26 protein-coding genes are annotated in these 26,750 nt (G+C 67.0%); 21 read left to right on the top strand and 5 right to left on the bottom strand.

The genetic code is table 11. From position 1 onward, the window contains the following. Nucleotides 1–266: 266 nt before the first annotated feature. Nucleotides 267–641, bottom strand: a complete 375-nt coding sequence (locus B9Y64_RS01760) for a hypothetical protein (protein ID WP_100439260.1) — start codon at nucleotides 639–641, stop codon at nucleotides 267–269. 480 nt (nucleotides 642–1,121) lie between these two features. Continuing rightward, nucleotides 1,122–1,550: a VOC family protein gene (locus tag B9Y64_RS01755; protein WP_100439259.1), complete on the bottom strand. Its 429-nt coding sequence runs from the start codon at nucleotides 1,548–1,550 to the stop codon at nucleotides 1,122–1,124. Between the two features lie 334 nt (nucleotides 1,551–1,884). Here B9Y64_RS01755 and cyoA point away from each other — a divergent pair, with 334 nt between their 5' ends. Genes cyoA through cyoD form a run of 4 tightly spaced genes read left to right on the top strand, consistent with a single transcriptional unit; the run spans nucleotide 1,885 to nucleotide 5,916 of the window. Continuing rightward, the gene (gene cyoA, locus B9Y64_RS01750; RefSeq protein WP_100439258.1) at nucleotides 1,885–2,940 is read left to right on the top strand and encodes a ubiquinol oxidase subunit II; all 1,056 of its coding nucleotides are present in this window, start codon (nucleotides 1,885–1,887) and stop codon (nucleotides 2,938–2,940) included. A gap of 2 nt (nucleotides 2,941–2,942) precedes the next feature. Further along, complete coding sequence (cyoB, locus tag B9Y64_RS01745; protein ID WP_100439257.1) at nucleotides 2,943–4,940, top strand: cytochrome o ubiquinol oxidase subunit I; 1,998 nt, start codon at nucleotides 2,943–2,945, stop codon at nucleotides 4,938–4,940. Further along, a complete protein-coding gene (gene cyoC, locus B9Y64_RS01740) occupies nucleotides 4,937–5,575 on the top strand; it encodes a cytochrome o ubiquinol oxidase subunit III (RefSeq protein WP_049465799.1) in 639 nt (212 codons plus the stop codon). The genes cyoB and cyoC overlap by 4 nt, the downstream gene beginning before the upstream one ends. Further along, nucleotides 5,575–5,916: a cytochrome o ubiquinol oxidase subunit IV gene (cyoD, locus tag B9Y64_RS01735; RefSeq protein WP_100439256.1), complete on the top strand. Its 342-nt coding sequence runs from the start codon at nucleotides 5,575–5,577 to the stop codon at nucleotides 5,914–5,916. Before cyoC ends, cyoD begins: the two co-directional genes overlap by 1 nt. Before the next feature lie 398 nt (nucleotides 5,917–6,314). On the opposite strand, the gene B9Y64_RS01730 is transcribed toward cyoD, so the two are convergent. Next, nucleotides 6,315–8,372 carry a putative bifunctional diguanylate cyclase/phosphodiesterase gene (locus tag B9Y64_RS01730; protein ID WP_100439255.1) on the bottom strand — a complete coding sequence of 686 codons (2,058 nt, stop codon included), beginning with the start codon at nucleotides 8,370–8,372 and terminating at the stop codon, nucleotides 6,315–6,317. A gap of 149 nt (nucleotides 8,373–8,521) precedes the next feature. Between B9Y64_RS01730 and radA the strand changes: the two genes are divergently transcribed. The 4 genes from radA (at nucleotide 8,522) to B9Y64_RS01710 (ending at nucleotide 14,856) form a co-directional block, all read left to right on the top strand. Continuing rightward, nucleotides 8,522–9,898 (top strand): DNA repair protein RadA, encoded by a 1,377-nt coding sequence (gene radA / locus B9Y64_RS01725; RefSeq protein ID WP_100439254.1) that lies wholly within the window; start codon nucleotides 8,522–8,524, stop codon nucleotides 9,896–9,898. Nucleotides 9,899–10,074: 176 nt separating this feature from the next. Then, complete coding sequence (locus B9Y64_RS01720) at nucleotides 10,075–11,931, top strand: ATP-binding protein (protein WP_100439253.1); 1,857 nt, start codon at nucleotides 10,075–10,077, stop codon at nucleotides 11,929–11,931. Nucleotides 11,932–11,979: 48 nt separating this feature from the next. After that, nucleotides 11,980–14,286: a tetratricopeptide repeat protein gene (locus tag B9Y64_RS01715; RefSeq protein ID WP_100439252.1), complete on the top strand. Its 2,307-nt coding sequence runs from the start codon at nucleotides 11,980–11,982 to the stop codon at nucleotides 14,284–14,286. Nucleotides 14,287–14,391: 105 nt separating this feature from the next. Further along, nucleotides 14,392–14,856, top strand: a complete 465-nt coding sequence (locus tag B9Y64_RS01710; protein ID WP_100439251.1) for a hypothetical protein — start codon at nucleotides 14,392–14,394, stop codon at nucleotides 14,854–14,856. Nucleotides 14,857–14,957: 101 nt separating this feature from the next. On the opposite strand, the gene B9Y64_RS01705 is transcribed toward B9Y64_RS01710, so the two are convergent. Continuing rightward, nucleotides 14,958–15,752 carry a cytochrome C assembly family protein gene (locus tag B9Y64_RS01705; RefSeq protein WP_100439250.1) on the bottom strand — a complete coding sequence of 265 codons (795 nt, stop codon included), beginning with the start codon at nucleotides 15,750–15,752 and terminating at the stop codon, nucleotides 14,958–14,960. A 122-nt stretch (nucleotides 15,753–15,874) separates the two neighbouring features. On the opposite strand from B9Y64_RS01705, the gene ffh reads away from it, so the two are divergent. The 10 genes from ffh to B9Y64_RS01655 all read left to right on the top strand — a co-directional run bounded on the left by ffh (nucleotide 15,875) and on the right by B9Y64_RS01655 (nucleotide 22,922). After that, nucleotides 15,875–17,251, top strand: a complete 1,377-nt coding sequence (gene ffh / locus B9Y64_RS01700) for a signal recognition particle protein (RefSeq protein WP_100439249.1) — start codon at nucleotides 15,875–15,877, stop codon at nucleotides 17,249–17,251. Nucleotides 17,252–17,374: 123 nt separating this feature from the next. Continuing rightward, the gene (locus B9Y64_RS01695) at nucleotides 17,375–18,451 is read left to right on the top strand and encodes an NAD(P)H-dependent flavin oxidoreductase (protein ID WP_100439248.1); all 1,077 of its coding nucleotides are present in this window, start codon (nucleotides 17,375–17,377) and stop codon (nucleotides 18,449–18,451) included. Next, the gene (locus B9Y64_RS01690; protein ID WP_100439247.1) at nucleotides 18,448–19,260 is read left to right on the top strand and encodes an aminotransferase class IV family protein; all 813 of its coding nucleotides are present in this window, start codon (nucleotides 18,448–18,450) and stop codon (nucleotides 19,258–19,260) included. The genes B9Y64_RS01695 and B9Y64_RS01690 overlap by 4 nt, the downstream gene beginning before the upstream one ends. A gap of 97 nt (nucleotides 19,261–19,357) precedes the next feature. Beyond that, on the top strand, nucleotides 19,358–19,618 hold the full coding sequence (rpsP, locus tag B9Y64_RS01685; RefSeq protein WP_005415733.1) for a 30S ribosomal protein S16: 261 nt from the start codon (nucleotides 19,358–19,360) through the stop codon (nucleotides 19,616–19,618). Between the two features lie 44 nt (nucleotides 19,619–19,662). After that, nucleotides 19,663–20,175 carry a ribosome maturation factor RimM gene (rimM, locus tag B9Y64_RS01680; RefSeq protein WP_010483256.1) on the top strand — a complete coding sequence of 171 codons (513 nt, stop codon included), beginning with the start codon at nucleotides 19,663–19,665 and terminating at the stop codon, nucleotides 20,173–20,175. Nucleotides 20,176–20,183: 8 nt separating this feature from the next. Then, nucleotides 20,184–20,942, top strand: a complete 759-nt coding sequence (trmD, locus tag B9Y64_RS01675; protein ID WP_100439246.1) for a tRNA (guanosine(37)-N1)-methyltransferase TrmD — start codon at nucleotides 20,184–20,186, stop codon at nucleotides 20,940–20,942. Between the two features lie 154 nt (nucleotides 20,943–21,096). Continuing rightward, nucleotides 21,097–21,498, top strand: a complete 402-nt coding sequence (rplS, locus tag B9Y64_RS01670) for a 50S ribosomal protein L19 (RefSeq protein ID WP_005408597.1) — start codon at nucleotides 21,097–21,099, stop codon at nucleotides 21,496–21,498. Between the two features lie 82 nt (nucleotides 21,499–21,580). Further along, the gene (locus B9Y64_RS01665) at nucleotides 21,581–21,961 is read left to right on the top strand and encodes a DUF6404 family protein (protein ID WP_100439245.1); all 381 of its coding nucleotides are present in this window, start codon (nucleotides 21,581–21,583) and stop codon (nucleotides 21,959–21,961) included. Nucleotides 21,962–22,040: 79 nt separating this feature from the next. Next, a complete protein-coding gene (locus B9Y64_RS01660; protein WP_100439244.1) occupies nucleotides 22,041–22,475 on the top strand; it encodes a DUF1801 domain-containing protein in 435 nt (144 codons plus the stop codon). 36 nt (nucleotides 22,476–22,511) lie between these two features. Next, on the top strand, nucleotides 22,512–22,922 hold the full coding sequence (locus tag B9Y64_RS01655; RefSeq protein WP_100439243.1) for a DUF1801 domain-containing protein: 411 nt from the start codon (nucleotides 22,512–22,514) through the stop codon (nucleotides 22,920–22,922). A 67-nt stretch (nucleotides 22,923–22,989) separates the two neighbouring features. On the opposite strand, the gene B9Y64_RS01650 is transcribed toward B9Y64_RS01655, so the two are convergent. Beyond that, the gene (locus B9Y64_RS01650) at nucleotides 22,990–24,462 is read right to left on the bottom strand and encodes an MATE family efflux transporter (RefSeq protein ID WP_100439242.1); all 1,473 of its coding nucleotides are present in this window, start codon (nucleotides 24,460–24,462) and stop codon (nucleotides 22,990–22,992) included. A gap of 62 nt (nucleotides 24,463–24,524) precedes the next feature. Between B9Y64_RS01650 and B9Y64_RS01645 the strand changes: the two genes are divergently transcribed. The 3 genes from B9Y64_RS01645 to B9Y64_RS01635 all read left to right on the top strand — a co-directional run bounded on the left by B9Y64_RS01645 (nucleotide 24,525) and on the right by B9Y64_RS01635 (nucleotide 26,501). Further along, entirely contained in the window at nucleotides 24,525–24,764 is a 240-nt protein-coding gene (locus B9Y64_RS01645) for a hypothetical protein (protein ID WP_100439241.1), read from the top strand. Between the two features lie 9 nt (nucleotides 24,765–24,773). After that, on the top strand, nucleotides 24,774–25,181 hold the full coding sequence (locus B9Y64_RS01640) for an RNA-binding S4 domain-containing protein (RefSeq protein ID WP_100439240.1): 408 nt from the start codon (nucleotides 24,774–24,776) through the stop codon (nucleotides 25,179–25,181). 129 nt (nucleotides 25,182–25,310) lie between these two features. Then, a complete protein-coding gene (locus tag B9Y64_RS01635; RefSeq protein ID WP_238379827.1) occupies nucleotides 25,311–26,501 on the top strand; it encodes a glycoside hydrolase family 5 protein in 1,191 nt (396 codons plus the stop codon). Nucleotides 26,502–26,750 lie beyond the last annotated feature (249 nt).

Raw genomic sequence — 26,750 nt, 5'->3', positions numbered from 1 at the left:
GGGCTGCGGTCTCTGGATCAGGAGAGGGAAGGCCTGGGCCATCTTTCACGGTCGGAGTGCATTCTGGGTCACGCAGGGGGTGTCGACCTGTCAGGCCGAATCTTCGTTCGCCTGCCATCTTTGCCCAGCGTGGGAGCGCCAGCCACGCACGTCCCGCGCACCGTCTACGCGTTGCAGGTTCGCCAGACACGGGAGCAGACCTTATCGGCTCCCGCGCCTGCAACGCCCCCGTCGTTCAACCCCACATCATTGGGACAGGGACACGCTCACCCCGGCCGCAACCGCGTACTGGCCTGGGCACACAGGCCCATGCAGGCCAGCATCAGGCCTTCCATCACCCGGTCGCCTACATGATGTTCGGGCCCGGCGCTCTGCCGGCTGCGCTCGGCGGCCAGCAGCACCTCCTGCACCACGCGCAGGCCGGTCAAGGCACCATCGGTATCGGCCAGGGCCAAGCGGCGGCCAGGCAGCTGATGGCGCTCGGGCCAAGGCTGGCCATCGGCCGCCGCGCCGTCGCTGATCTGCTTCAGGCAGGCGATGAAGCTATTGGGGTCGCCGTCGTCGATATCGTCGGTGTCGGCCGCAACGGCGGCGGACGCGCCGCGAAAGGCGTGCAGCAGGGGAGGTTGGTGTGCGTTCATGGCAGATGCTCCGTGCAGGGCATAACGGCAGCGCCACCGGCGAAGGTGGCGGACGGTACGTGGCGGCAAAAACCGGTTGCTACAGGAGACCGGCGGATGCGCTGACGCGCACCCCCACGCACCGCCCGCCATGGAACGCGGACGGATTGCCAGCCGGCGCCGCTCAGGGCGACGCCGGCTGGCAAGCGTAAACAGCCAGTGCATTGCGGGTTTTGCCGACCCGGCCACCGGTTTCAGGTGGCTTGCCATGATGCGCACACATGCAACGGTGCTGCCAAGGGTAGCCGGTACGCAGGCAGTGCTGGTCACGCTGTAGGGTGCCATTGTTGCATGCGGCTCTACCCGCACAAATGCTTGCCATACAAGGTGTCTGTGGGGTGGGTGGGGTAGTGCCGTCATGGTTGCCGGGTGCTGGACCAGGGCCGGTCCCCCGCCAGTAGGTCACGCCGGGGCGGATCGATCACGACAATGTCGGCAACTTCATCGGGCATCTGCGCTGGCCGGCCCTTTCAATTCGATGGTGTTGCCGTCCGGGTCGTGGAAGTACAGCGAGAGGCCGTCGCCCTCGGCGCCGAAGTTGACCTCGGCCGGTGCCCGTACCTGCACGCCCTGTGCGGCCAGGTGCGCGACCAGCGTGGCCTCGTCGAACGGTTCGATGCGCAGGCACAGGTGGTCGACATTGCGGCCTTCCGGGCCGGGGCCGGCGCCTCCGTGGCGGCCCAGCGTGCCGTCGAGGCTGACAAGATCGATCATCGATGCGCCGGCACGCAGGTGGACCAGGCCGAGATGGTCGCGCCGCCGCTCCACGGTGCAGCCGAGCACCTGACGATAGAAGTCCACGCTATGCGGCAGGTTCCGCACCCTCAACACCACGTGGTCGATGCGTTGCACGCTGAAGGGGGTATCCATGGTCCTGTGCTCCTGGCGGGGTGTCGATGCTTGCCTGAATGTATTCAGTGAACTTTGCCGGGTCTGTTGCTTCGGTGCCCGGCACCTGATGCTACGCTGCGCCCCCCGGGCATCCTGCCCGCCGCACCTGCGCGGTGCGACAACGTGTCGCAGCCCGAAAGCGGCCTTTCCTGCGTCCGATCATTGTCAATGCCTTTCTTAAATGGTGGGTGACGGCCTAAAATTGAAAGGCTGACTCGACCCCACCTCCCTGCCTGTCTCCGGACCGGTGGGACCGGCTTTGGCCGGAACAGGCAGGACGGGGAACGGCATTCCCTCGCAATTGGATCGACCGATGATTCCGTTGAAAACCCTTGGGCGCTGGTTGCGCCCGGGCCTGCTGCTGTCGTTGCTGGTGATGCTCACCGGCTGCGATGCCGTGGCCATCCTCAGTCCGAAGGGCCAGATCGGCCAGGATGAGAAGACCCTGCTGATCACGGCCACCGTGCTCATGCTGCTGGTCGTCATCCCGGTCATCATCATGACCCTGACTTTCGCGTGGAAGTATCGCGCCTCCAACACCAAGGCCCGTTACGAGCCGAAGTGGTCCCACTCGACGGCGATCGAGGTGGTGGTGTGGTCGATTCCCTGCATGATCGTGCTGGTGCTGGCGGTCCTGACCTGGCGCTCGTCGCACGCACTGGACCCCTACAAGCCGCTGGATTCGGACGTCAAGCCGGTCACCATCGAGGCGATCTCGCTGGACTGGAAGTGGCTGTTCATCTATCCGGAAGAGAAGGTGGCGGTCGTCAACGAAATCAAGTTCCCGGTCAACACGCCGCTGAACTTCAAGATCACGTCCGATTCGGTGATGAATGCCTTCTTCATCCCGCACCTGGGCAGCATGATCTACTCGATGGCTGCGATGGAGACCAAGCTCCACCTGATCGCCAACGAGACCGGTGAATTCCCGGGCATGTCCTCGCACTACAGCGGCGCGGGCTTCGCCAAGATGCACTTCACCGCCTACTCGGTCACCGATGCCGAATACCGCCAGTGGCTGGACCAGGTCCGCGCCGGCGAGCAGACCCTGGACAAGGCCTCGTTCAAGGCGCTGGGTGAAGCACGCAACGCCGAGTGGTATCCGGTCACCTACTTCGGCAAGACCGAAGAAGGCCTGTTCGACTGGGTCATCGCCAAGCACATGGGCGACAACAAGCATTACGGCATGAAGCACGAGCACAAGGCCCCGGCCGACGGTGCTGCTGCTGAAGGCCACGATGCCCATGCGGGTCACGAGGGCCACGAAGGCCACGCCGACGCCGCTGCCGCTCCGGCCGAACACGCCGGACACACTGCTGACGAGCACGCCGCCGCCGGTCACGCCGGCCACGCGGGCTCGGGAGAATGAACATGTTGGGTAAGCTCTCAATCGAGTCGATCCCCCACGATCCGATCGTCCTGACGACGTTGATCGGCGCGGTGCTTGGTGGCCTGGGCGTCGTCGCCCTGATCACCAAGTTCAAGCTGTGGGGCTATCTGTGGAAGGAGTGGTTCACCTCGGTGGATCACAAGAAGATCGGCGTGATGTACCTCATCGTCGCCTTCGTCATGCTGCTGCGCGGTTTCTCCGACGCCATCATGATGCGTACCCAGCAGGCGCTTGCCGTCGGCGGGTCCGAGGGTTACCTGCCGCCGCACCACTACGACCAGATCTTCACCGCCCACGGCGTGATCATGATCTTCTTCGTGGCGATGCCGCTGATCACCGGCCTGATGAACCTGGCCGTGCCGCTGCAGATCGGTGCGCGCGACGTCGCGTTCCCGTTCGTCAACTCGCTCAGCTTCTGGCTGTTCGTGTCCGGTGCGGTGCTGATCATGCTGTCGCTGTGGATCGGTGAGTTCGCTGCCACCGGCTGGCTGGCGTTCCCGCCGCTGTCGGGCATTGAATACAGTCCAAGCGTAGGCATGGACTACTACATCTGGGGTCTACAGGTGGCGGGTTTGGGTACCACGCTCAGTGGTATCAACTTCTTCATCACCATCCTCAAGATGCGCACCCCGAGCATGAAGCTGATGCAGATGCCGGTGTTCACCTGGACCGCCCTGGTGACCAACGTGCTGATCGTCGCTGCCTTCCCGGTGCTGACCATCACCCTGGTGCTGCTGACCCTGGACCGTTACCTGGGTACGCACTTCTTCACCAATGACGGTGGCGGCAACGCCATGCTGTACATCAACCTGATCTGGATCTGGGGTCACCCGGAGGTGTACATCCTGGTCCTGCCGGCGTTCGGCGTGTTCTCCGAAGTCATCGCGACCTTCTCGCGCAAGGCGCTGTTCGGCTACAAGGGCATGGTCTACGCCACCGCCTGCATCGGCGTGCTGTCGTTCATCGTGTGGCTGCACCACTTCTTCACCATGGGTTCGGGCGCCAACGTCAATGCCTTCTTCGGCATCACGACGATGATCATCTCGATCCCGACCGGCGTGAAGATCTTCAACTGGCTGTTCACCATGTTCCGCGGTCGCGTGCAGTTCACCACGCCCGTGCTGTGGACCATCGGCTTCATGGTCACCTTCACCATCGGCGGCATGACCGGCGTGATGCTGGCGATCCCGGCTATCGACTTCGTGCTGCACAACAGCCTGTTCCTGATCGCCCACTTCCACAACGTCATCATCGGCGGCGTGGTGTTCGGCATGTTCGCCGGCATCACCTACTGGTGGCCGAAGATGTTCGGCTTCCGCCTCAACGAGTTCTGGGGCAAGTGCGCGTTCTGGTGCTGGTTCATCGGCTTCTACGTGACCTTCATGCCGATGTACGTGCTGGGCTTCATGGGCATGACCCGTCGCCTGCAGAGCACCGTCAACCCGGCCTACGAGCCGCTGCTGCTGGTCGCTGCTGCGGGTGCCTTCATCGTCGGCGCCGGCATCCTGTGCCAGATCATCCAGGTGGCCGTGTCGATCCGCGACCGCAAGAAGACCGCCGACCTGACCGGCGACCCGTGGGACGCGCGTACGCTGGAGTGGGAAACCTCTTCGCCGCCGGCCTTCTACAACTTCGGCACCCTGCCGGAAGTCACCGAGCTGGACGATTTCTGGGAGCGCAAGCAGCGTGGTGAAGCCTGGCCGAAGCCGGCCAAGTACACCGACATCCACATGCCGCGCAACACCGGCACGGGCGTTGTCATCGGTGCCTTCAGCCTGGTGTTCGGCTTCGCGATGATCTGGCACATCTGGTGGCTGGCCATCGTTGGCTTCGTCGGCATGATCGCCACGTTCATCTACCGCACCTTCGACCAGGACGTGGACTACTGGGTCCCGGCCGCCGAGGTGGAACGCATCGAGAACGAACACCGCAAGCACCTGGAATCCCAGGGCCTGGTGAAGTCGGAGCTGAAGGCATGAGCACCAATACCTCGACCCTGAGCCACGGGCACGCCGCGCAAGCGGCGGCCCATGGCCATGACGACCACGAGCACCACGACACCGGCGGCAACACCGTCTTCGGTTTCTGGGTGTACCTGATGAGCGACTGCCTCATCTTCGCCTCGCTGTTTGCCACCTACGTGGTGCTGTCCGGCGGTACCGACGGTGGCCCCGGCGCGAAGGACCTGTTCGAGCTGCCGTTCGTGGCGTGGGAAACCGCGCTGCTGCTGACCTCGTCGCTGACCTTCGGCCTGGGCATGATCGCCATGCACCGCAAGCAGGTTGGCCAGATGTTCCTGTGGCTGGCGGTCACCTGGCTGCTGGGCTTCGGCTTCATGTGCATGGAAGTCTATGAATTCCAGCATCTGATCCATCAGGGCTACGGTCCGGACCGCAGTGCCTTCCTGTCGGCGTTCTTCGCCCTGGTCGGCACCCACGGCCTGCACGTCAGCGCCGGCCTGCTGTGGCTGCTGGTGATGTTCGTGCAGCTGAAGAAGTACGGCCTGACCCCGACCAACAAGACCCGCATGGCGTGCCTGAGCCTGTTCTGGCACTTCCTGGACCTGATCTGGATCGGCGTGTTCTCCGTCGTCTACCTCAATGGAGCGCTGTAATGGCACATGACAACCATGCACACGACCACGCAGCCGGCGGCGAGAGCCACGGCAGCGTCAAGTCCTACCTGATCGGCTTCGTGCTGGCGGTGGTGCTGACCGTCATCCCGTTCTGGATGGTGATGTCGGGCGACTTCTCGCGCACCATCAACGGTGTAGTGATCGCGGTCACCGCGGTGCTGCAGATGCTGGTCCACCTGGTGTTCTTCCTGCACCTGGACCGCTCTTCGGAAAGCCGCTGGAACGTCAACGCTGCGGCCTTCACCGTCGTGGTGATCGGCATCATCGTGATCGGCACCCTGTGGGTCATGCACAACATGAACGTGCACATGATGCACTGACGTCCTTTCGACGTTGCCACACGAAAAGGCCGCCCTTCGGGGCGGCCTTTTTGTTGGCGGGTGGATGGGGTCGGATCCCTGTCCGCAGGACAGGGCTCTGACCCCGGGGCCCGGGTAGATCCACACCATGCGTGGATGGCAGCACGCGCAAGGCATGCGGGTCAGAGCCCTTGCCTGCGGCAAGGGATCCGACCCCGCAACGGGGCCTCAGCCCACCCGGCGCAGGAACTCGTCGGCCTTTTTGTTGGCGGGTGGATGGGGTCGGATCCCTGTCCGCAGGACAGGGCTCTGACCCCGGGGCCCGGGTAGATCCACGCCATGCGTGGATGGCAGCACGCGCAAGGCATGCGGGTCAGAGCCCTTGCCTCCGGCAAGGGATCCGACCCCGGAACGGGGCCTCAGCCCACCCGGCGCAGGAACTCGTCGGCCTCCATCGGCCGGCCCAGGTGGTAGCCCTGCAGCTGGTCGCAGCCCAGCTCGCTCAGGTATTCGCGCTGCGCCTGGGTCTCCACGCCTTCGGCCACCACCTGCAGCTGCAGGGTGCGGCCCAGCGCGATGATCGACGAGACGATGGCGGCGTCCTCATCGTTGCGTTCCAGGTCGTGCACGAACGCACGGTCGATCTTCAGCTCCGTGGCCGGCATGCGCTTGAGGTACAGCAGGCTGGAATAACCCGTGCCGAAATCATCGATGGCGATGTGCACGCCCATCGCGGTCAGGTCGTTGAGGATCGCAAGGCTGGCATCGACGTCCTTCATCGCCGTGGTCTCGGTGATCTCCAGGGTCAGCCGCGCCGGTTCGATCCGGTGCCGGTGCAGCACCTCGCGCACGCTGTCCAGCAGCGCCGGCGAGGCGAACTGCAACGGCGACAGGTTCACCGCCATTGTCCATTCCGTGTGCCCGGCCACGTGCCACGCACGCAGCTGCGCGCAGGCCTGGTCCAGTACCCAGTCACCGATCGGCAGGATCAGGCCACTGCGCTCGGCGATGGGAATGAACACATCCGGAGCCAGCAGGCCCAGCTCCGGGTGCTGCCAGCGCAGCAGCGCCTCGGCGCCGGTGGCCGGTGCGCCCGCGGCAGGGAATTTGGGCTGGTAATGCAGGATCAGTTCGTTGCGGGCGATGGCCTTGCGCAGGTCCTGCAGCAGGCGCAGCTGGCGGTTGGCGCTGAGCTGCATCGAGGGGGTGAAGAAGGTATAGCCGTTCCGCCCGGTTTCCTTGGTGTGGTACATCGCCGCATCGGCGTGCGCCATCAGCTCGCGCTCGTTGCCGGCGTCATCCGGGTACAGGGCGATGCCCAGGCTGGCGCTGACCTGCAGCTCGGCCGCATCCAGCGTGAACGGTTCGCCGGCAGCGGCGATGATGCGCTCGGCCACCACCACCGCATCGTCGGGAATATCGATGGCCAACACGATCACGAACTCGTCGCCGCCGAGGCGGGCAAAGGTATCCTGCGGACGCAGCAGGCCACCGATGCGTTGCGCCACCGCCACCAGCAGGCGGTCGCCGAGCTGGTGGCCATAGGCATCATTGACCGCCTTGAAGCCGTCCAGGTCGCAGAACATCACCGCAACGGCGTGGTTGCGGCGCCGTGCCTTTTCGATGGCCTGCTCGATGCGGTCCTGCAACAGCATGCGGTTGGGCAGCTGAGTCAACGGGTCGTGCAGTGCCGCCTGGATCAGCTTGTTGTTGGCATGTGCCAGCGAATCGGCCAGCAGCCCGGTGCGCACGCGCATCTGCCGGTCGAACAGCGAGGCCACCAGGGCGATGCCCAGCGTGGCCACGGTGGTGACGATCACCAGGACCGCCAGCCAGCGCGTGTCGATGCCACCACTGCCGACGGCGCCACAGATGCTGCCTTCGGGGAAGCGCGCGGCAGCCATGCCGGTGTAATGCATACCGACGATGGCCACCCCCATCACCAGCGATGCGAGCGCGCGCAGGAGAAGGGTGTGGCGCTGCTCGGCGCGCAGGCGGAAGGCGATCCACAGGGCGGCGCCGGCGGCACCGATGGCCACCGCGATGGAGGCGGCAAACCAGCCCGGGTGGTAGTCGATGCCGGGCTGCATGCGCATCGCTGCCATGCCCAGGTAATGCATGGTGGCGATGCCCAGGCCCATCAGCACGGCGCCGGCCAGCAGCCGGCGCCACGGCAGGCTGGGCCGCGACACCAGCCACAGTGCATAGGCTGAAGCACCGATCGAGACCGCCAGCGAGTACAGGGTGATGCCAAGGTCGTAACCCACCGGGATCGGCAGGTCGAAGGCGAGCATGCCGATGAAGTGCATCGACCAGATGCCCAGGCCCATCGCCGCCGCGCCACCCGCCAGCCACCAGCGGGCCACGCGGCCTTCGGCCGTGGCCAGGCGCCCGGCCATGTCCAGCGCGGTGTACGAAGCAAGAATGGCCACCAGCAGGGAGATGATGACCAGGCTCTGACTGTAACTGCCAGTCATGTTGAATCCAGTGGGGAAAGGAGGGGCGCCCGCAAGGCGCACGCCCGCGACCCCTATCGGCGCGGGTGGGCAGGACTTGAGCGGTCGCAGCACCTGCGACCCGGCTCGGCTATCCTGCCACGCCCGCTCCCGCTGCAGGAAATCACCCGATGGCAAAAGCCCGTATCGCCTACGTCTGCAATGAATGCGGCGCCGAATTCAGCAAGTGGCAGGGCCAGTGCACCGAGTGCAATGCCTGGAACTCGCTGTCGGAAATCGTGCTGGAAAGTGCGGCGGCCGCCAAGGCGCCGGCGTCGCGCCGGGCGGGCTGGGCCGGCAAGATCGATCCGCCGAAGGTCACCGCCCTGAAGGACGTGGAGCAGACCGAGCACCGGCGGGTCACGACCGGCATCGGCGAGTTCGACCGCGTGCTGGGCGGTGGCCTGGTCGAGGGTGCGGTGGTGCTGGTGGGCGGCGACCCGGGCATCGGCAAGTCGACGCTGCTGCTGCAGGCGGTGGCGAAGATGGCGGCCGAACTGCCGGTGCTCTACGTCACCGGCGAAGAGTCGCTGGCGCAGGTTGCCGGGCGCGCGCACCGCCTGGAGCTGCCGCTGGACGGCGTCAATGCGCTTGCCGAAACCGGGGTCGAATCGATCCTGCAGCACGCGTCCAAGGCCGGCCCGCGGCTGATCGTGGCCGATTCCGTGCAGACCCTGTGGACCGAGAGCCTGACCGCGGCGCCGGGTTCGGTCAGCCAGGTGCGCGAGAGCGCGGCGCGGCTGGTGCGTTTCGCCAAGGAAACCGGCACCGCCGTGTTCCTGGTCGGCCACGTGACCAAGGAAGGCGGCATCGCCGGCCCGCGCGTGCTGGAGCACATGGTCGACGCGGTGTTGTACTTCGAGGGCGAGAGCGGCAGCCGCTTCCGCCTGTTGCGCGCGTTCAAGAACCGCTTCGGTGCGGTCAACGAACTGGGGGTGTTCGCGATGGGCGACAAGGGCCTGAAGGAGGTCTCCAATCCATCGGCGATCTTCCTGTCCGGCGGCAGCACCCATCAACCGGGCAGCTGCGTGATGGTCACCCGCGAGGGCACCCGGCCGCTGCTGGTGGAGGTGCAGGCACTGGTCGACGCGTCGCCGCTGTCGAACCCCCGTCGTGTCGCGGTTGGCCTGGAGCAGAACCGCCTGGCCATGCTGCTGGCGGTGCTGCATCGCCACGGCGGCGTGCTGGTCGGCGACCAGGACGTGTTCGTCAACGTGGTCGGTGGCATCCGCGTGCAGGAGACCGCCGCCGATCTGCCGGTGCTGCTGGCGGTGCTGTCCTCGCTGCAGGATCGGCCGCTGGCAGAGAAGACCATCGCCTTCGGCGAGGTGGGCCTTTCCGGTGAGATCCGTCCGGTGCCCAACGGCGAAGACCGCCTGCGCGAGGCCGCCACCCATGGCTTCAAGCGCGCCATCGTGCCCAAGGCCAATGCCCCCAAGGGCGGTTCGGTGAAAGGCATGGAAGTGATCGCGGTGGAGCGCCTGTCCGAGGCCATCGACGCGGCGTGATGCCCGTACCGTAGAGCCGGGCCCACGCTCGGCGGCACCTGGTCGGAAAGGCAGCCGAGCGTGGGCTCGGCTCTACAGGCGTCAGATGCGGCAATGGTCAGGCTGCCTGTGCTAGTTTTTCCCGCTCGACGAAGACGCCCTTTGGCGTCTTTCCGTGCCCAGGAGTAAACGATTACATGCAGGACACCGCACTCATTGCCCCCAACGCCGAGATCCGTCGTGCCGGGGTCGATCTCAATGGATTGATGACGGTGCTGGGCAAGCACCTGTATTCCACCCCGGTGGTGGCGCTGCGTGAGCTGGTGCAGAACGCGCACGATTCGATCATCCGCCGCCGCATCGAACAGCCCGGCGTCGAGGTGCCTTCGCGCATTTCGGTGCAGGTCGATGCCGGTGCCGGCGTGCTGCGCATCACCGATACCGGTGCTGGCCTGACCCGGCAGGAGATCCACGATTACCTGGCCACCGTCGGCGTCGGCTATACCCGTGGCCTGCGCCAGGGCGGCGAGGACGATGAAGGCCTGATCGGCATGTTCGGCCTCGGCTTCCTGTCGGCATTCGTGCTGGCGCGCCGGGTCAGCGTGCGTACCACTTCGTACCAGGCGCCGGACCTGGGCCATCTGTACGTGTCCAGCAATGCCGAGCAATACACCGTCAGCGAAGTGCCGGCGCGTGCGATTGGCACCGAGGTGGAGCTGGAGCTGCATCCGGACTTCCTGCCGCTGGCCAACGAGGCGCGCCTGCACGAGGTGCTGGGCCGCTACTGCGCATTGTTGTCCGAGCCGATCTTCATCGGCGCTGCGGGCGAGGCGCTCAACCCCGAGCCGCCGCCGTGGCGCGGCCAGGGTGATGTCGCCGTGCATCCGGTGCAGGCGCGACGCCAGGCGCTGCAGTTCGCAGCGCGTTTCGAGCACGATTTCGAGCCGATCGTCACCCTGCCGCTGCGTGCCGATGGCAACAGTGATGCCACGGGCCTGCTGTGGGTACAGGATGGTGCCACCTATGGCACCAGCGACAACCGCAACCTGTCGGTGTTCGTACGCGGCATGCTGCTGGACGACGACGCCCGCGACCTGCTGCCGCCGTGGGCCGGTTTCATCGGCGGGGTGATCGAATCCTCGCGGTTGACGCCCACCGCCAGCCGCGAAGACCTCCAGCGCGACGACCAGTACCGCGCCGTGCAGCATGCCTTGCTGGAGGCGCTGGTCGACGGCCTGGCCGACGTTGCGAGGCAGCAGCCGGAGGCGTGGCGACGCGTATTGAGCCGCCACAACGAGGCACTGCTGGGTGCGGCGCTGTGCGATGACCGCCTGTTCGAGCTGCTGCTGGAACACGTGCGCGTGCCGACTTCGCAGGGTGACCTGCCGGCCAGCGCGCTGCCGGCACGGGGGGCCGTGCATGTGATCCTCGACAACGGTGGTGGCTTCGAGGAAATGCTGTTCCGCGCGATGGGCGTGCCGGTCGCGCATGGCCATCGCTACGCGGTGGTGCCGTTCCTGCGGCGCTGGGCCCAGGCCAAGGGCCTGCGCCTGGTTGAGCTGGGTACCGAGCAGGGCAATCGAGCGCTGTTCCGCAGCGACGACAGCCTCGACGAGGCGCAGCTGGCATGGCTGCGCGAGCAGCTGGGCGATGGCGAGCAGCTGCTGCCGGCGCGCTTCAGCCCGGAGGCGTTGCCGGTGGTGGTGGTGCCTGACCGCGAGGCTGAACTGAAGCAGCGCCTGGAAGACGACGAGAACGACAAGCGTGTTTCGATGGCCGCGCTGCGCCTGGCCCGGCAGTTCACCGCGCGCATCGAATCGCGCGCACCCTCGCGGCTGTACCTCAACCTCGACAACCCTGCGGTGCAGGCGCTGTTGCGCGCCCAGCGCGAAGGCCACCCGCAGGCTGAAGCCGCGGCACGCCTGCTGCGCTCGCTGAAGATCATCGTTGCCGCGCAGGGCCGCCCGCTGGCAAGGGCGACCACGACCACGGGCCCTGACCTCAACGGCGCCTTCGCCGATATCGCCGGTGCCCTGCAGCAGATGCTGCGCTGAGCACCGCACCCTCTCATCCAGCCTTCGCTAGACAGGAGCACTTACCCCATGGACATCTGGAACTGGGTCGAAAAACTGCAGGGCGACCTGCGCCAGGCCGGCCAGGCGCAGAACGCGCACCTGCTGAACCGCCTCGCCGACGAAGTCAGTGAGCTGCAGATCGACCGCGTCGATGCACTGCTGCCCGAAGCGCGCGCACTGGGCAAGGCGCTCGACAACCCCTGGGTCGACGTCTACGTCGGCCACTGGGCGCTGCGCAACCGCGTCGGCAATCGTGTTGAAGGCGAGAGCGCGCTCGGCGAAGCGGTATCGCTGTTCGAGCGCGCGCACCGTGATGACACGTTGGAATGCCCGCAGTCGATCTGCGTGACCCAGGATCTGGCCGCCTGCTACGGCAACATCGATGGCCCGGGCTGGGTGCCCGAGCGCATCGAGGTGTGCGACGAGACCCTCGGCCGCATCGATCCGAGCTGGGCCTGCTTCCAGTGCCTGAGCTGCGAGAAGGCCGATGCGCTGCTCGACGATGGCCGCGGCCAGGAGGCGCTGGAGTACCTGCAGGTGCAGTCCGATGCGATCGAGGCCTGTGGCAAGGAAGTGTTCGACAGCTTCCCGGAGATGCAGATCAAGATCCTGCTGGGCATGGGGCGTGCCGAAGAGGCGCTGGTGCTGATCGGGAAGCGCGAGGCCGAAGTGGCGGCTTCCGGTGAGTACGAGCCAGCCAACTGCACGGTACCGCGCCGCCTGTCCAAGGCCTGGGCGCTGGCCCAGCTGGGCCGCGACGAAGAGGCGCTGCAGCAGCTGGTGCCGTGGAGCGAGCTGACCCCGAACTACTGGCGCCTGTGGGCGAATACCGCCGCAGCGCTGTGCCAGCGCGATCCCGCACGCAATACGTGGGACCTGGGCACGCGCTTCAACACGATCATCGAGCACTTCGCCCGGGTCGGTTCTCATCGCCTGCTGATCGAAGTAGCGGCGCTGAGCCTGGAACTCGCACTGCAGCGCGGTGCGCGCTGGGTGGCGCTGCGTCAGCTGGAACTGGCGCGCACCCATCTGGCGCAGCTGCGCCAGGATCATGGCGCGGCAGCGCTGGTGGCTGGCCTGGCTGCACGCATTGATGCATTGCCGGAGATGGCGCCGCTGCCGGTACCGGCCGGCGAGTTGCTGGCGTGGCTGGAGGCGCAGGGCGAACACAACCAGACGCGCGATCCCGAGCGCGAGGCGCAGTGGCTGCTGCAGGCGCAGGAGCACTGCCCGGATGACGAGGCGCTGGCCGAGATGGCGGCCTCGGCGTTGAGCGCCTGTGGTGCACAGGCCGAGGCGCGCGCGCTGCTCTGGCGCTTCGTGCGCGCACATGCACAGGATGACGGCCCGGCCGCCTACACGTTGATGCGCTGGCTGGCCGAGCAGGGCGACGACGATGGCCTGCGCCAGCTGGCCGGACTCTATCGCGGCAGCGTGCCGGTGTTTGCGCACTGGTGCGAGGTGCAGCGCGCACGCCGCGTATCCGACTGGCCGGCGCTGGAGCAGGCCGCGCAGGCGCTGCTGGCGGCCTCGCCAGGTTCGCACGGTGCGCGTGGCACGCTGGCACGCATGTACATGGAAACCGGCCGCTTCAGCGAGGCCCAGGCCTGCTATGCGCAGCTGGTGGAGCTGCTGGAAGAGCCCAACGCCGCGCACTGGGACCACATGAGTGCCGCCAGCGCGGCACGCGACTGGGACGCGGTACGTCGCTCGGCCGCAGCGATCGGCATGGAGCTGTCCAGCCAGGACGGCGTGGTCGAGGAGCCGTGGGGCTGGGTGATCATCCGCAGCGAAGAGAACGGCGAACCGATGGAGTACTACGCCCGCCGCAGCGGACCGGTGACCGCACGCATCGTCGAGAACGCACCGGCCAACCGCGCCCAGCAGGTGGGCGACTGGGTGGTGTTCGATGCCGCGCTGGTGCATCCGGCACCGGAGGAGGAGGAAGCGCGCGAGCATTTCATCCCGACCTATGCGCAGGTGCATGTCCTGGAGCGCGGCGGCTTCGCCCGCAGCTGGCTGATCGATGGCGCGCACCCGGGCGAAGAGGCCTGGAACGCCTTCGTCGCAGCGGCCGAGGCGCAGGGCTGGCAGGTGTGGTCGCACAGCCGCCCGGACTACACCGTGACCGATCCGGAGATGGAGGAGGGCACGCTGCCGGGCCTGCTGTTCACGGTCGCCCAGCCGCAGGACCATGCACCGCTGGCGCTGCATCGTTTCCTGCAGCAGGAAACCGTGAAGTGGCCACATCCGCATTGCTGGCTGCGCCTGGCTGAAGCCTGCGACCAGGATCGCCAGCCGCATCTGGAGGTGATCGAGCGTTACGGGTTGTAATCTCCGCGCTCCTGTAGAGCCGAGCCTGCGCTCGGCTCAAGCGGAAAGTAGCCGAGCATGGGCTCGGCTCTACAACGGATCATCATCACCAAGGGAATGGAATACATGCGAAAGACAGGGATGTCCGTGATCGCCGGGCTGCTGCTGGCCTCCACCGTGCAGGCGGCGCCCGCCTGCCAGGAACCCACGGCGATTGCCCGCGCCTTCTTCGAGGCGACGACCGGCAATGGCGATCTGCTGGAACCTCCGCCGGCGCTGGTCAGCCCGGGCTTCGGCACGGCACTGCGTGGCGAGCGCGCCTGCCAGCAGCGCGAAGAGGGCATCTGCACGATCGACTCCGACCCCTGGCTGGATGCGCAGGACGGCGACATCGAAACCCCGGTGCGCTACAGCTGGAAGGAGGCCTCGGCGACGTCCGGCCAGGTCGAGATGCGCTATTCGGTATGGAAGAAGGCCTACGTGACCCGATTGCCGATGGTGCGCCAGGGGCAGGGCTGCTGGCAGGTCGATGACATCCTCACCAACAGCGGCCGCTCGGTGCGGAAGATCCTGGCCCAGCCGCTGCCCTGACCGCCTGCCGCATCCACGCATGGTGCGGTCCAGTTGCCGGCCAGCGGCCGGCACTAGCAGGTGATGTTGGGGTGGGTGCCGACCGTTGGTCGGCACACGGCCTATCGCGAATGCCCGAACACCAGTTCGATCACGAACTGGCTGCCGAAGAACGCCAGCAGCAGCAACAGCATCGCCGCCAGCGTCCAGTGCACCGCCTTCATGCCGCGCCAGCCGTAGCGGCGGCGGCCAATCAGCAGCACGCCGAACACGATCCACGACAGCACGCTCAGCACGGTCTTGTGCACCAGCTTCTGCGCCAGCAGGTCATCGACGAACAGTACGCCGGTGACCAGGGTCAGGGTCAGCAACGCGAAGCCGACGGTGATTACCCGGAACAGCAGCGATTCCAGGTCGGCCAGCGGCGGCAATGCCCGCAGCCACGGCCGGAACTCGCGGCGGCGCAGTGCGCGTTCCTGCAGCCACAGCATGATCGCCAGCAGCGCGGCGATGCTCAGCGTGGCGTAGGCCAGCAGCGCCAGCCAGGCGTGGCTGGCCAGGCGCCAGCCCAGCACCTTGCTCGGTTCATGGCCATAGCCGTGGTAGGCCAGCAGCAGGAGGGCCGCCAGCGGGAACACCACCACGCCCAATGCCGACATCCGCCCGCGTGCGCCGACCAGCGAGGTCAGCCAGGCCATGCCCAGGCCGACCAGCGACAGCGCGGCGAAGAAGTGCATGTCCGGCCCGCCATGGGTGCGCATCGCCACCATCACGTGGTAGCCGCCGTGCAGCAGCATCGCCGGCAGGGCGGGCCACAGCCAGGTAGGCGAGCCGATGGTTTCATCGCGGCCGAGCGCGCGCACCAGCAGGGCACTGGCAGCCAGGTAGAGCAGGACGGCGATGAGAACGATTGTCATCGTTGCAGTTTCGCATACCCCCGTGATGCTGGCGACGGCCCCGTGGTCTCAGCCCGGGGAGACAGCCGGACCCGTTATACTGTCTGCCTTATTGTCCCCCGCTTTCAGACAGGTTGCGCCGCATGTTCGAGTCCCTGACCCAGCGCCTTTCCGGCACCATCGAGCGCCTGCGTGGCCGTGGCCGCCTGACCGAGGAGAACATCCGCGAGGCGACCCGCGAAGTGCGCATCGCGCTGCTCGAAGCCGACGTTGCGCTGCCGGTGGTGCAGGCCCTGATCGAGCGCATCAAGGTGCGTGCGGTCGGCCAGGAAGTGCTGAAGTCGCTGACCCCGGGCCAGGCGCTGATCAAGGTCGTGCGCGACGAACTGACGGCGGTGATGGGCGCGGAAGCCAGCGACCTGAACCTCAATGTGCCCGCCCCGGCCATCATCCTGATGGCGGGCCTGCAGGGCGCCGGCAAGACCACCACGGTCGGCAAGCTGGCCAAGCACCTGAAGGAAAAGCGCAAGAAGAAGGTGATGGTGGTTTCGGCCGACGTCTACCGTCCGGCCGCGATCGAGCAGCTGAAAACCCTGGCCGATCAGGTCGGCGTGCTGTTCTTCCCGTCCAGCGCCGACCAGAAGCCGGAAGCCATCGTCCGCGCCGCCATCGACGATGCGCGCAAGTCGTTCGTTGACGTGCTGCTGGTCGATACCGCCGGCCGCCTGGCCATCGACGAAGCCATGATGGCCGAGATCAAGGCCCTGCACGCGGCGGTGAATCCGGCCGAAACCCTGTTCGTGGTCGACGCCATGACCGGCCAGGACGCGGCCAACACCGCCAAGGCCTTCGGCGACGCGCTGCCGCTGACCGGCGTGGTGCTGACCAAGACCGACGGTGACGCCCGCGGCGGTGCCGCGCTGAGCGTGCGCTACATCACCGGCAAGCCGATCAAGTTCGTCGGTGTCAGCGAAAAGCCGGAAGGCCTGGACGTGTTCCACCCGGACCGTATCGCCAGCCGCATCCTCGACATGGGCGACGTGCTGTCGCTGGTCGAGCAGGTCGAGCAGCAGGTCGACAAGGACAAGGCTGCCAAGCTGGCCGAGAAGGTCGCCAAGGGCAAGAAGTTCGACCTGAACGACATGCGCGATCAGCTCGAGCAGATGCAGAACATGGGCGGCATCGGCGGCCTGATGGACAAGCTGCCGGGCCTGGGCAACATCCCGGACCACCTGAAGCAGCAGGTCAGCCAGGGCAAGGAAGTGCCGCGCATGATCGCGATCATCAGCTCGATGACCAAGAAGGAACGGCGCAATCCGAACCTGCTCAACGGCTCGCGCCGCGCGCGCATCGCCAAGGGCTCGGGCGTTACCCCGGCCGACGTCAACAAGCTCATGAAGCAGTACATGCAGATGGAAAAAATGATGAGCAAGATGGCCGGCGGTGGCATGAAGGGAATGATGCGCAGCATGAAGGGGATGATGGGCGCCATGGGCGGCCGCGGCATGCCGTTCCGTTGATGCGTCCAGCCGAGCCTGTGCTCGCGCGGCGGCACTGAAGCGCCGCATCCGGCAGCCGCGCAGGCTCGACGCCACCCCCGTCCTGCGCGCACCATGGGGGCCTGTCCGAAACGATGGGCCGTCATGCAGAGTTCCGCTGTATCTTCCCGCGTCGAGGCGTTCTGCCGGCGCTTTGGCGTTTCCGTTCCGATCCTGCTGGCACCGATGGCCGGCGCCTGCCCGGTACCGTTGTCGGCCGCGCTGGCCAATGCCGGCAGCATGGGCGCGATGGGGGCGGTGCTGTCGTCGTCGGCTGATATCGGTCGCTGGATGGAGGACTTCCGCGCGACCTCCACCGGCCCGGCGCAGGTGAACCTGTGGGTGCCGGACCCTGTACCGACCCGTGATGTTGCCGCCGAGGCCGCCAGCCGCGCCTTCCTGGCGCAGTGGGGCCCGGACGTGCCGGCCAGCGCCGCCGATGCCACGCCCGCCGACTTCGAGGAACAGTTTGCGGCACTGCTGGCGGCGCGCCCGGCGGTGGCCTCGACCATCATGGGCGTGCTGCTGCCGCGCCACGTGCAGCAGCTGAAGGATGCCGGCATTGCCTGGATCGCCTGTGCGACCACGCTGTCCGAAGCGCGTGCCGCACAGGACGCCGGTGCCGATGCCGTAGTGGCACAGGGAGTGGAGGCCGGTGGCCATCGCGGTGCGTTCGATCCGGCGATGGCCGAGCGCCAGCTGGTCGGCCTGTTCGCGTTGCTGCCGCGCCTGGCCGATCACCTGCAGATTCCGGTGATTGCCGCCGGCGGCATTGCCGATGGCCGCGGCATCGCTGCCGCACTCACCCTGGGGGCCAGCGCCGTGCAGATCGGCACCGCCTTCCTGCGCACGCCCGAAGCGGCGATCGCCTCGGCGTGGGCCGATGGGCTGGCCGCCAGCGAACCGGAAGATACCTGGCCGACCCGCGCCTTCAGTGGTCGCCTGGGCCGTGGCCTGGCGACTCCCTATGTGCGCGCCGCCGCCGCAGACGGTGCGCCCGCGCCACGCCCGTACCCCGTGCAGCGCGGCCTGACTGCGCCGATGCGCAAGCAGGCCGTGCAGGAGAATCGCCTGGCGGCGATGCAGGCCTGGGCCGGGCAGTCGGCGTGGATGGCCCCGGCACAGCCGGCCGCCGACGTGCTGCGCGGCATGTGGAGCCAGGCGCAGGCGCTGCTGCGATGACGCTGACCTGCAACGGCCTGCCGGCACAGGTCCCGGACCTGCTGCCGGCGCTGGTGAACTATGGCCACTTCACTTCGCTGCAGGTGCGCGACAGTGCGGCACAGGGCCTGGACCTGCACCTGGCGCGGCTGTCGCAGGCCACGCGTGAGCTGTTCGGCAGCGAACTGGATGCCGCGCAGGTACAGGCCTGGATGGCGCAGGCGTTGCAGCAGGCCGGCCGGGTCGATGCCTCGCTGCGGGTAACCGTGTACTCCCGCCACTTCGATTTCCGCAACCCACTGGCGGCGGTGCCGGTGGATGTGCTGGTGGCGGTGTCCGCGCCGGTGGCACTGGCTGCCTCCCGGCGCGTGCGCAGCGTGGCCTGGCAGCGCGAATTGCCGCAGATCAAGCACGTAGGCACCTTTGGCTTGTTTGCCGGGCGCCGTTCGGCGATGGCGGCAGGGTTTGACGATGCGCTGTTCGTGACCGCCACGGGCGAGATCAGTGAGGGCAGCACCTGGAACCTGGCCGTGCACGATGGTGAACGGCTGCTCTGGCCGCAGGCGCCGGCCCTGCGCGGAACCGCCGAGGCGCTGCTGAAGCAGCATTGGCCCGGCGCACAGGTGACGCGGCCGTTGGCGCTGGCTGAACTGGACAGTGTGAAGGCCGCTTTTGCCTGCAACGCCAGTGGCCTGTGGGCGCTGGAGGCGATCGACGGGCATGTGCTGCCCGGCTCGCAGGCGCTGGCTGAACAGGGCAGGGCGGTGCTGGCGGCGGTGGCCTGGCAGGGACTGGGGTCAGATCCCTCTTGCGCCGCAAAAGGGATCTGACCCCGGGCAAGCCCCTGGGGTTGGCTCGGCCCGGCTCTGCCGCTATAATCGCCCGCTTACCTCGCCATCCTGGCGACTGGGCAATAGGAAAAACACCATGGTCAAGATTCGACTGACCCGCGGCGGCGCCAAGAAGCGTCCGTTCTACCACATCATCGTCACCGACGTGCGCAGCGCGCGCGACGGCCGCAACATCGAGCGCGTTGGCTTCTACAACCCGGTCGCCCAGGGCGCCGAGAAGCGCATCGAGCTGGACCTGGCCCGCGTTGACCATTGGGTCAAGAACGGCGCCCAGCCGACCGACAAGGTTCGCAACCTGATCAAGGAAGCGACCAAGTCCCAGGCCGCTGCGGCCTGATCCTGACGGGCCACGCTTCGGCGTGGCCCTCTTGGTTGAAGCAGATGAAAGATATCGAGCGCCGCATCCTGCTGGGCAGGGTTGTCGGCGCTTTTGGTGTGCGCGGCGAGATCAAGCTCGAGTCCTGGACCGAGCCACGTTCCGCCATTTTCCGTTACCAGCCGTGGATCGTGCGCAGCCCGTCCGGCGTGGAAACCACGATTGAAGGTGTGCGTGGCCGCGACAGCGGCAAGCACCTGGTCGCCCGTTTCCCCGGCGTCGAGGACCGCGATACCGTTGAAGCGATGCACGGCACCGAGATCTACGTGGCCCGCAGTGCATTGCCGCCGCCGAAGCCCGACGAGTACTACTGGGTGGACCTGGAAGGCCTGGACGTGAAGACCACCGAGGGCGTTGCCCTGGGCCAGGTCTCCCATCTGTTCAGCACCGGCGCCAACGACGTGGTGGTGGTCCGTGGTGACCGCGAGCGGATGATTCCGTTCGTGCAGCCGGACTTCGTCAAATCGGTCGACTTCGAGGCCAACCTGGTCGTGGTCGACTGGGATCCCGAGTTCTGAGTGTGAGCATGCGTTTCGACGTCATCACCCTGTTCCCAGAGTTCCTCGCCCAGTCCGCTGGATTGGGCGTGGTCGGGCGCGCGCAGGAGAAGGGGCTGTTCAGCCTGCACGGCTGGAACCCCCGTGATTACGCCGAAGGCAATTACCGCCGGGTGGACGACCGCCCGTTCGGCGGTGGCCCGGGCATGGTGATGCTGATCGAGCCGCTGCAGGCCTGCCTGCAGGCGATCGTCGATGCTGATCCGACCCCGGCGCGGGTGATCTACCTCAGCCCACAGGGTGCGCCGTTGACCCAGGCCAAGGTGCGGGAACTGGCGGCACTGCCGCGCATGGTCCTGCTCTGCGGCCGCTACGAGGGCATCGACGAGCGTTTCCTGGAGGCCAACGTCGACGAGGAAATCTCCCTCGGCGACTACGTGCTGTCCGGTGGCGAGCTGGGTGCGGCGGTGATCATCGACGCCGTGGCGCGCCTGCAGGACGGTGCCCTGAACGACGCGGAGTCGGCGGCGCAGGACAGCTTCGAGGGCGACCTCGGCCTGCTCGACTGCCCGCATTACAGCCAGCCGGCCCAGCACCCGCTGGGTGACGTGCCGGACGTGCTGCGTTCGGGCAACCACGCGGCCATCGCGGCCTGGCGCCGCCAGCAGTCGCTGGTCCGTACCGCCCAGCGGCGCCCGGACCTGCTGGATGAACAGGCGCTGGGCAAGGCCGACCGCAAGCTGCTGGAGCAGGGCCGCCAGGCCCAGAAACACAAGGCCAACCCCTAGCGCAGGGCTGGCTTTATCGGCTATCATGGCCAATTCCCGCCGGCCCAGGTCGGCGTGCGCAGTACCCAAAACAAACGTGCAGCACAGTCCGGTGACTGCATGAGCCTACGTTGTCGATACGACACGCCCACCCGAACAAGAATCGGTGTAACCCATGAGCAAGCTGAACAAGTCCATCGTCGCGGAATTCGAATCCGCCCAGATCACCCGTGAACTGCCGAAGTTCAGCCAGGGCGACACCGTTGTCGTCAACGTGAAGGTGAAGGAAGGCAGCCGCGAGCGCGTGCAGGCCTACGAAGGCGTTGTCATCGCCACCAAGAACGCCGGCCTGAACTCCTCGTTCACCGTCCGCAAGATCTCGCACGGCTACGGCGTCGAGCGCGTTTTCCAGACCCACAGCGCCATCATCGACTCGGTCGAAGTGAAGCGTCGTGGTAAGGTCCGCGCCGGCAAGCTGTACTACCTGCGTGGCCTGGAAGGCAAGGCTGCCCGCATCAAGGAAGACCTGGCTGCCGCTGCTGCCGCCAAGGCTGCCCGTCTGGCCGAAAAGGCCTGATAAACAACTTCGGTTGTTGCCGCGACGGCCACCTTCGGGTGGCCGTTTGCGTTTCCGGCGTCGCATCGGCCACGATCGGGTGATGAATGACATCAACCGGCACTACCCCGCAGTGATCCAGTCGGCGCTGCGCTTCCTCGACGGCAAGGGGCTGGCACGCGTGCAATCAGCGCCGTTGCTGCATCGGCTGCTGTGGCGGATGGGCATCGCACTGCCACCGCCGATCCTGGCCGGCTTCGGCACCAATGCGCTGGTGCAGGGCCTGCTGTTTGGTTTGTTCTGGACCGCGCTGATGTGGCTGATGCTGTGGCAGGGCAGTGAGCGCCCGCTGGCGCTGCTGCTGGTGGCCGGGCTGGTGGCCGGTGCGCTGTTCGGCGTTGTGATGGCGGCCCTGATGCGCTCGCTGCGCCGCCACCGCAAGCTGCCGGACTGGCGGCAGTTCCGGGCCCGGCAGGGGGACTGAGCCGATGGCGCACTGCGCCGTGACCGCCCGCTACCGGCCGCGCTAGGCTGCGGCTTCGTCCCGATGGTCGTACCGTGCGATGCCTGCCAAGCGAACCGCACCTCCTGCCACGCCCACGCTGCTGTCCGGCGGCAACCCACAGATCGCCAAGGGCGAGGGCGATGCCCCGGTGCAGGCGTACATCGCCGCCATGCCGGACTGGAAACGTCCGATCGGGGCACGGCTGGATGCGCTGATCGAGCAGGCCGTACCTGGCGTGCACAAGGCGGTGAAGTGGAACTCGCCGATGTATGCGGTTGCGCCGGGTGAAGGTTGGTTTCTCAGCTTCCACTGCTTTGCCCGCTACATCAAGGTGGCCTTCTTCCGCGGCGCGGCACTGACGCCGGTGCCACCCGAGCCGTCCAGGAGCGCCGATACGCGCTACCTGCACATCCCGCAGGAGGGCGCGCTGGATGAAGCACAGTTCCTCGATTGGGTGCGCCAGGCCGCCGCGTTGCCGGGCGAACGCATGTAACCCGACGTTCTGATTTCCTTGCCGACGAGACCCCAGATGGCCACGCATGCACCGAACCCTGCCGATGCCGGAACTCCGGCGTCCGAACTGATCGACGCGCGCATCGCCGAGCTGGGAGACTGGCGCGGTGAGGCGCTGGCACGCGTGCGTGCGGTGATCCATGAAGCGCTGCCCGATGTGCAGGAAACCTGGAAATGGAGGGGGACACCGGTGTGGGAGCACAACGGCATCCTGTGCACCGGCGAGACCTACAGGCAGGCAGTGAAGCTGACCTTCGCCAATGGTGCGGCGCTGGCCGACCCGAAGGGCCTGTTCAATGCCAGCCTGGATGGCAACACGCGGCGCGCGATCGACATCCATGAAGGTGCGATGCCGGATGCCGCTGCGTTGAAGGCACTGCTGCGTGCGGCGGCGGCGTTCAATGCAGCGAAGAAGAAGAAGCGCTGACCGTCTCTGTAGAGCCAAGCCCATGCTCGGCTTACAGGCCTGTGCGGACCAACGGTCCGCACCTACCTCAACGCGGCGGTGACGACTCCAGCACCGCATCCGGGTCAGCCACCGGTGAAGGCGGGCAGGCCGGAATTTCCGACGGCGTGGCCAGTTCTTCGGCGTGCGAGGGCTTGCCCATCATCTTCGCCTTGCGCCAGCCGCCCCAGCGGTAATACGCCAGCGACAGCAGCATCGACACCAGCGAGCTGACCGGGAAACTCCACCAGATCGCGTCAGCGCCCCAGTACGGCTGCAACAGCTCGGCGAACGGCACGCGCACGCCCCACAGCGAACCGGCCAGTATCAGCAACGGTGGGATCACCGCGCCGGTGGAGCGCACCACGCCGGAGATCACGAAGCTGACGCCGAAGAACAGGAACGAGCCGATCACTACGTGGTTGAGGTGGCGGGCGATGTCCAGCGCCTGGCTGGCCGGCGGCAGGAACAGGGCAAGCAGCTGGCGGTCGAACACCACCAGCGGCAGGATCAGCGCGCCGGTCAGCAGGAAGTTGAACAGCACGCCCTGGCGTGCGGTGCCGCGCACGCGGTCCCAACGCTGGGCGCCAACGTTCTGCGCAGCCATCGACGAGCATGCCGCACCGATCGCCATCGCCGGCATCTGCAGGTAGTTCCACAGCTGCAGGGCAGCGCCGTAACCGGCGCCGGTGTCGGTGCCGTACTGGTTGACCATGGTCATCAGCAGGATCACCGACAGCGAGATCAGCACCATCTGCAGGCCCATCGGCACGCCCTTGATCACCAGCGCCTTGAGGATGGTCATGTCGAGCTTGAACAGGCGCATGTCGGCGCGGCCCAGCCACAGGGTGTGGCGCTTGTGCCGCATGTACAGCAGCAGGCCGACCAGCGACAGCGTCTGCGCGACCAGGGTGGCCCAGGCCGAGCCGGCGATACCCAGTGCGGGGAACGGCCCCATGCCGAAGATCAGTACCGGGTTCAGCACGATGTCCAGCGCCACCGACACCATCAGGAAGCGGAACGGCGTGCGCGAATCACCGGCACCGCGCAGCGCGGCGGTGAGGAAAGCGAACGCGTACAGCGTCGGCATCGCCAGGAAGATGATCTGCAGGTAGGCCTCGGCCAATGGCAGCGAGGCGGCCGGCGTGCCCATCGCCGCCAGCAGCGGATGGGCCATGAACCAGCCTGCGATGGCGATGATCACCGACAGGCCGATGAAGAAGGTGGCGCTGGTACCGACAACGCGCCGCGCCTGCGCGATGTCGCGCGCCCCGATCGCCTGGCCGATCAGGATGGTCGAGGCCATGCCGAAGCCGAACACCGAGCCGATCAGGAAGAACATGATGTTGTTGGCGTTCGCGGTGGCGGTCAGCGCCGCCTCGCCGAGGAAGCGCCCGACCCAGACCGCATTCACCGAACCGTTCAGCGACTGCGCGATGTTGCCCGCCAGGATCGGCAGGGAAAACAACAGGAGATTGCGGCCGATCGGGCCGGAGGTCAGGTCAAGCGGCGCTTTGGCCATGGAGTGGTGATCGAATCCCGGGAGGCGCACACTAGCACCAAGCCGGTTTGCGGGATGTGGCAATGCATCAACGACTGCAGGTGAAGCGGAGCCTGGCGCTGGCCTTGATCAGCGTTGTATTGGCCGCATGTTCGATGGACGACCGGCTGGGCGATACCCAGATCCGGCCAACCGACCGCCCCGAGTGCCTGGTCGGCAGCCAACGCCAGGATCTGGCCGCAGGCGTGCGGCCATTGATCGGCGGCACCGGCTGCCGGGCCGACCCGGACAACCCGCGTCCCCTCAACAAGCCATCGGAGTAGCCTGCCCCCATGCCCGAGCTTTCCCCGCTGTCACCCAGTGTCCGCCTGGACATCTGGCTGTGGGCGGCCCGTTTCTTCAAGACCCGCAGCCTGGCCAAGCAGGCCATCGAGACCGGCAAGGTCAGCGTCGCGGGGCAGCGCCCGAAATCCTCACGCGCGGTGCGCGTAGGCGAGCAGCTGCAGGTCGATCGTGGCGAGGAGCATTTCGAGGTGCAGGTGCTCGGCTTGAGCGATCAGCGCGGGCCAGCGCCGACGGCGCAGCAGCTGTATGCCGAGAGTGAGGCCTCCAAGGCCCGTCGTGCCGAACAGCGTGCGCTGCGCATTGCCGCGCGCGACGGTTTCCAGCCACCGGAGCACAAGCCGGACAAGCGCGCGCGGCGGTTGATCCGCGCGCTCGGTGACCTTGACGCGTTGTGACGCATTTCCCCCAGGTTGAACCGCCGTGCGCTCCGGTCGTCGCCCACCTGGGTGGGCGCCGTGCAGCGCGGTCAGCCATTGTTGGGTCGGCCTCCGGCAGGGTCGAAGCTTCCCTCATGGAAGATCGCAATGCGCCTGCGCCACTCCCTGCTGTGCCTGACCCTCGCCGCCGCCCCGCTGCACGCCGCCGACATCAGCTTCTGGGATGCCCCGCAGCGTGGTGGCAACAGCATGAACATGTCGCCCCCGGACCGGGCCTACTTCGAGGCCCTGCGCGCGACCGGTGCGACCTGGGTGCGCCTGGTTCCGGACAAGTGGAAGGGGCAGGGCGGACGTGACTTCCTGATCGGCAACGCTGATGACTACCGTGGCCTGGTTCCCGCTGATCTGGTCGTGCTGCGCCGCGTGCTGGATGACGCCGACGCGGCCGGGCTGAAGGTGGTGCTGACCCCGCTGTCGCTGCCGTTGCTGCGCTGGAAGCAGCACAACGGCGACAAGGTGGACCCGCGGCTGTGGCAGTCCTTCGACAATCACGTGCCGGCCCAGCGCTTCTGGCATGACCTCGCCTCGGCGCTTAAGGGACATCCCGCGCTGGTCGCCTACAACCTGATCAACGAGCCGGTGCCCGAGTACGGTGCCGGCCTGGCCGAGCATGCTTCGGCAGAGGCCATGCAGCGGTGGTACGCCGGTGTGCAGGACGGCCCTCGTGATCTGCGCCGCTTCTACTCGGAGCTGATCGCCAGCATCCGCGAGGTCGATACGGAGATGCCGCTGATGCTGGATGCTGGCTGGTACGCCGCGGCCGATGGGTTCACCTATTGGCCGGCACCGTTGCCCGATACGCGTCTGCTGTACAGCGTGCACATGTACGAGCCCTACGCGGCGACCAGTGCACCGAACCAGAAGCGTGCCACGCCGTACCGCTACCCCGGCGTGGTGCCGTTCGGCGGCGGCCGCGAGCAGTGGGATGCCGCGCGCGTGCGCAGTTACCTGCAGCAGCCGATGGACTGGGCGAAGACCCATGGCGTCGGTGCCAACCGCATGGTGGTTGGCGAGTTCGGCTGCATGCGGCGCTGGCCCGACTGCAGCCGCTACCTGCAGGACGTGTTGCAGGTGCTGGAGCAGGAGAAGGTGCATTGGGCCTTCTACGCCTTCCGTGAGGATGGCTGGGACGGCATGGACTACGAACTGGGTAACGGCCCGCTGCCGTGGTCGTACTGGCAGGCGCAGGAGAAGGGGAAAGCCGGGGCGCCGCCGCGCTCGATGCAGGCACCGGTGTTCGCGCCGATCCTGCAGCGGTTGAAGGCGGGCAACCGATGAATCATCGGCCCTCGAACCTGTAGAGCCGAGCCTGCGCTCGGCTGCCTTCCGCGCGATCCTGCGGCCTGCGATGAGCCGAGCATGGGCTCGGCTCTACAGTCACTGAGGCAGGCAACCGATGAATCATCGGCCCTTGAACCTGTAGAGCCGAGCCTGCGCTCGGCTGCCTTCTGCGCGATCCTGCGGCCTGCGATGAGCCGAGCATGGGCTCGGCTCTACAGTCACTGAGGCAGGCAACCGATGAATCAT

This window comes from Stenotrophomonas maltophilia (genome assembly GCF_002799245.1).
GTDB classification, from domain to species: domain Bacteria; phylum Pseudomonadota; class Gammaproteobacteria; order Xanthomonadales; family Xanthomonadaceae; genus Stenotrophomonas; species Stenotrophomonas maltophilia_S.
Note: the sequence above shows the minus strand (reverse complement) of the source record. Positions and strands in the feature narration are given on the sequence as shown.

Coding starts and splice junctions, on each gene's coding strand:
- B9Y64_RS01760 (WP_100439260.1), bottom strand. CDS start 641: ATGAACGCACACCAACCTCCCCTGCTGCACGCCTTTCGCGGCGCGTCC.
- B9Y64_RS01755 (WP_100439259.1), bottom strand. CDS start 1,550: ATGGATACCCCCTTCAGCGTGCAACGCATCGACCACGTGGTGTTGAGG.
- cyoA (WP_100439258.1), top strand. CDS start 1,885: ATGATTCCGTTGAAAACCCTTGGGCGCTGGTTGCGCCCGGGCCTGCTG.
- cyoB (WP_100439257.1), top strand. CDS start 2,943: ATGTTGGGTAAGCTCTCAATCGAGTCGATCCCCCACGATCCGATCGTC.
- cyoC (WP_049465799.1), top strand. CDS start 4,937: ATGAGCACCAATACCTCGACCCTGAGCCACGGGCACGCCGCGCAAGCG.
- cyoD (WP_100439256.1), top strand. CDS start 5,575: ATGGCACATGACAACCATGCACACGACCACGCAGCCGGCGGCGAGAGC.
- B9Y64_RS01730 (WP_100439255.1), bottom strand. CDS start 8,372: ATGACTGGCAGTTACAGTCAGAGCCTGGTCATCATCTCCCTGCTGGTG.
- radA (WP_100439254.1), top strand. CDS start 8,522: ATGGCAAAAGCCCGTATCGCCTACGTCTGCAATGAATGCGGCGCCGAA.
- B9Y64_RS01720 (WP_100439253.1), top strand. CDS start 10,075: ATGCAGGACACCGCACTCATTGCCCCCAACGCCGAGATCCGTCGTGCC.
- B9Y64_RS01715 (WP_100439252.1), top strand. CDS start 11,980: ATGGACATCTGGAACTGGGTCGAAAAACTGCAGGGCGACCTGCGCCAG.
- B9Y64_RS01710 (WP_100439251.1), top strand. CDS start 14,392: ATGCGAAAGACAGGGATGTCCGTGATCGCCGGGCTGCTGCTGGCCTCC.
- B9Y64_RS01705 (WP_100439250.1), bottom strand. CDS start 15,752: ATGACAATCGTTCTCATCGCCGTCCTGCTCTACCTGGCTGCCAGTGCC.
- ffh (WP_100439249.1), top strand. CDS start 15,875: ATGTTCGAGTCCCTGACCCAGCGCCTTTCCGGCACCATCGAGCGCCTG.
- B9Y64_RS01695 (WP_100439248.1), top strand. CDS start 17,375: ATGCAGAGTTCCGCTGTATCTTCCCGCGTCGAGGCGTTCTGCCGGCGC.
- B9Y64_RS01690 (WP_100439247.1), top strand. CDS start 18,448: ATGACGCTGACCTGCAACGGCCTGCCGGCACAGGTCCCGGACCTGCTG.
- rpsP (WP_005415733.1), top strand. CDS start 19,358: ATGGTCAAGATTCGACTGACCCGCGGCGGCGCCAAGAAGCGTCCGTTC.
- rimM (WP_010483256.1), top strand. CDS start 19,663: ATGAAAGATATCGAGCGCCGCATCCTGCTGGGCAGGGTTGTCGGCGCT.
- trmD (WP_100439246.1), top strand. CDS start 20,184: ATGCGTTTCGACGTCATCACCCTGTTCCCAGAGTTCCTCGCCCAGTCC.
- rplS (WP_005408597.1), top strand. CDS start 21,097: ATGAGCAAGCTGAACAAGTCCATCGTCGCGGAATTCGAATCCGCCCAG.
- B9Y64_RS01665 (WP_100439245.1), top strand. CDS start 21,581: ATGAATGACATCAACCGGCACTACCCCGCAGTGATCCAGTCGGCGCTG.
- B9Y64_RS01660 (WP_100439244.1), top strand. CDS start 22,041: ATGCCTGCCAAGCGAACCGCACCTCCTGCCACGCCCACGCTGCTGTCC.
- B9Y64_RS01655 (WP_100439243.1), top strand. CDS start 22,512: ATGGCCACGCATGCACCGAACCCTGCCGATGCCGGAACTCCGGCGTCC.
- B9Y64_RS01650 (WP_100439242.1), bottom strand. CDS start 24,462: ATGGCCAAAGCGCCGCTTGACCTGACCTCCGGCCCGATCGGCCGCAAT.
- B9Y64_RS01645 (WP_100439241.1), top strand. CDS start 24,525: ATGCATCAACGACTGCAGGTGAAGCGGAGCCTGGCGCTGGCCTTGATC.
- B9Y64_RS01640 (WP_100439240.1), top strand. CDS start 24,774: ATGCCCGAGCTTTCCCCGCTGTCACCCAGTGTCCGCCTGGACATCTGG.
- B9Y64_RS01635 (WP_238379827.1), top strand. CDS start 25,311: ATGCGCCTGCGCCACTCCCTGCTGTGCCTGACCCTCGCCGCCGCCCCG.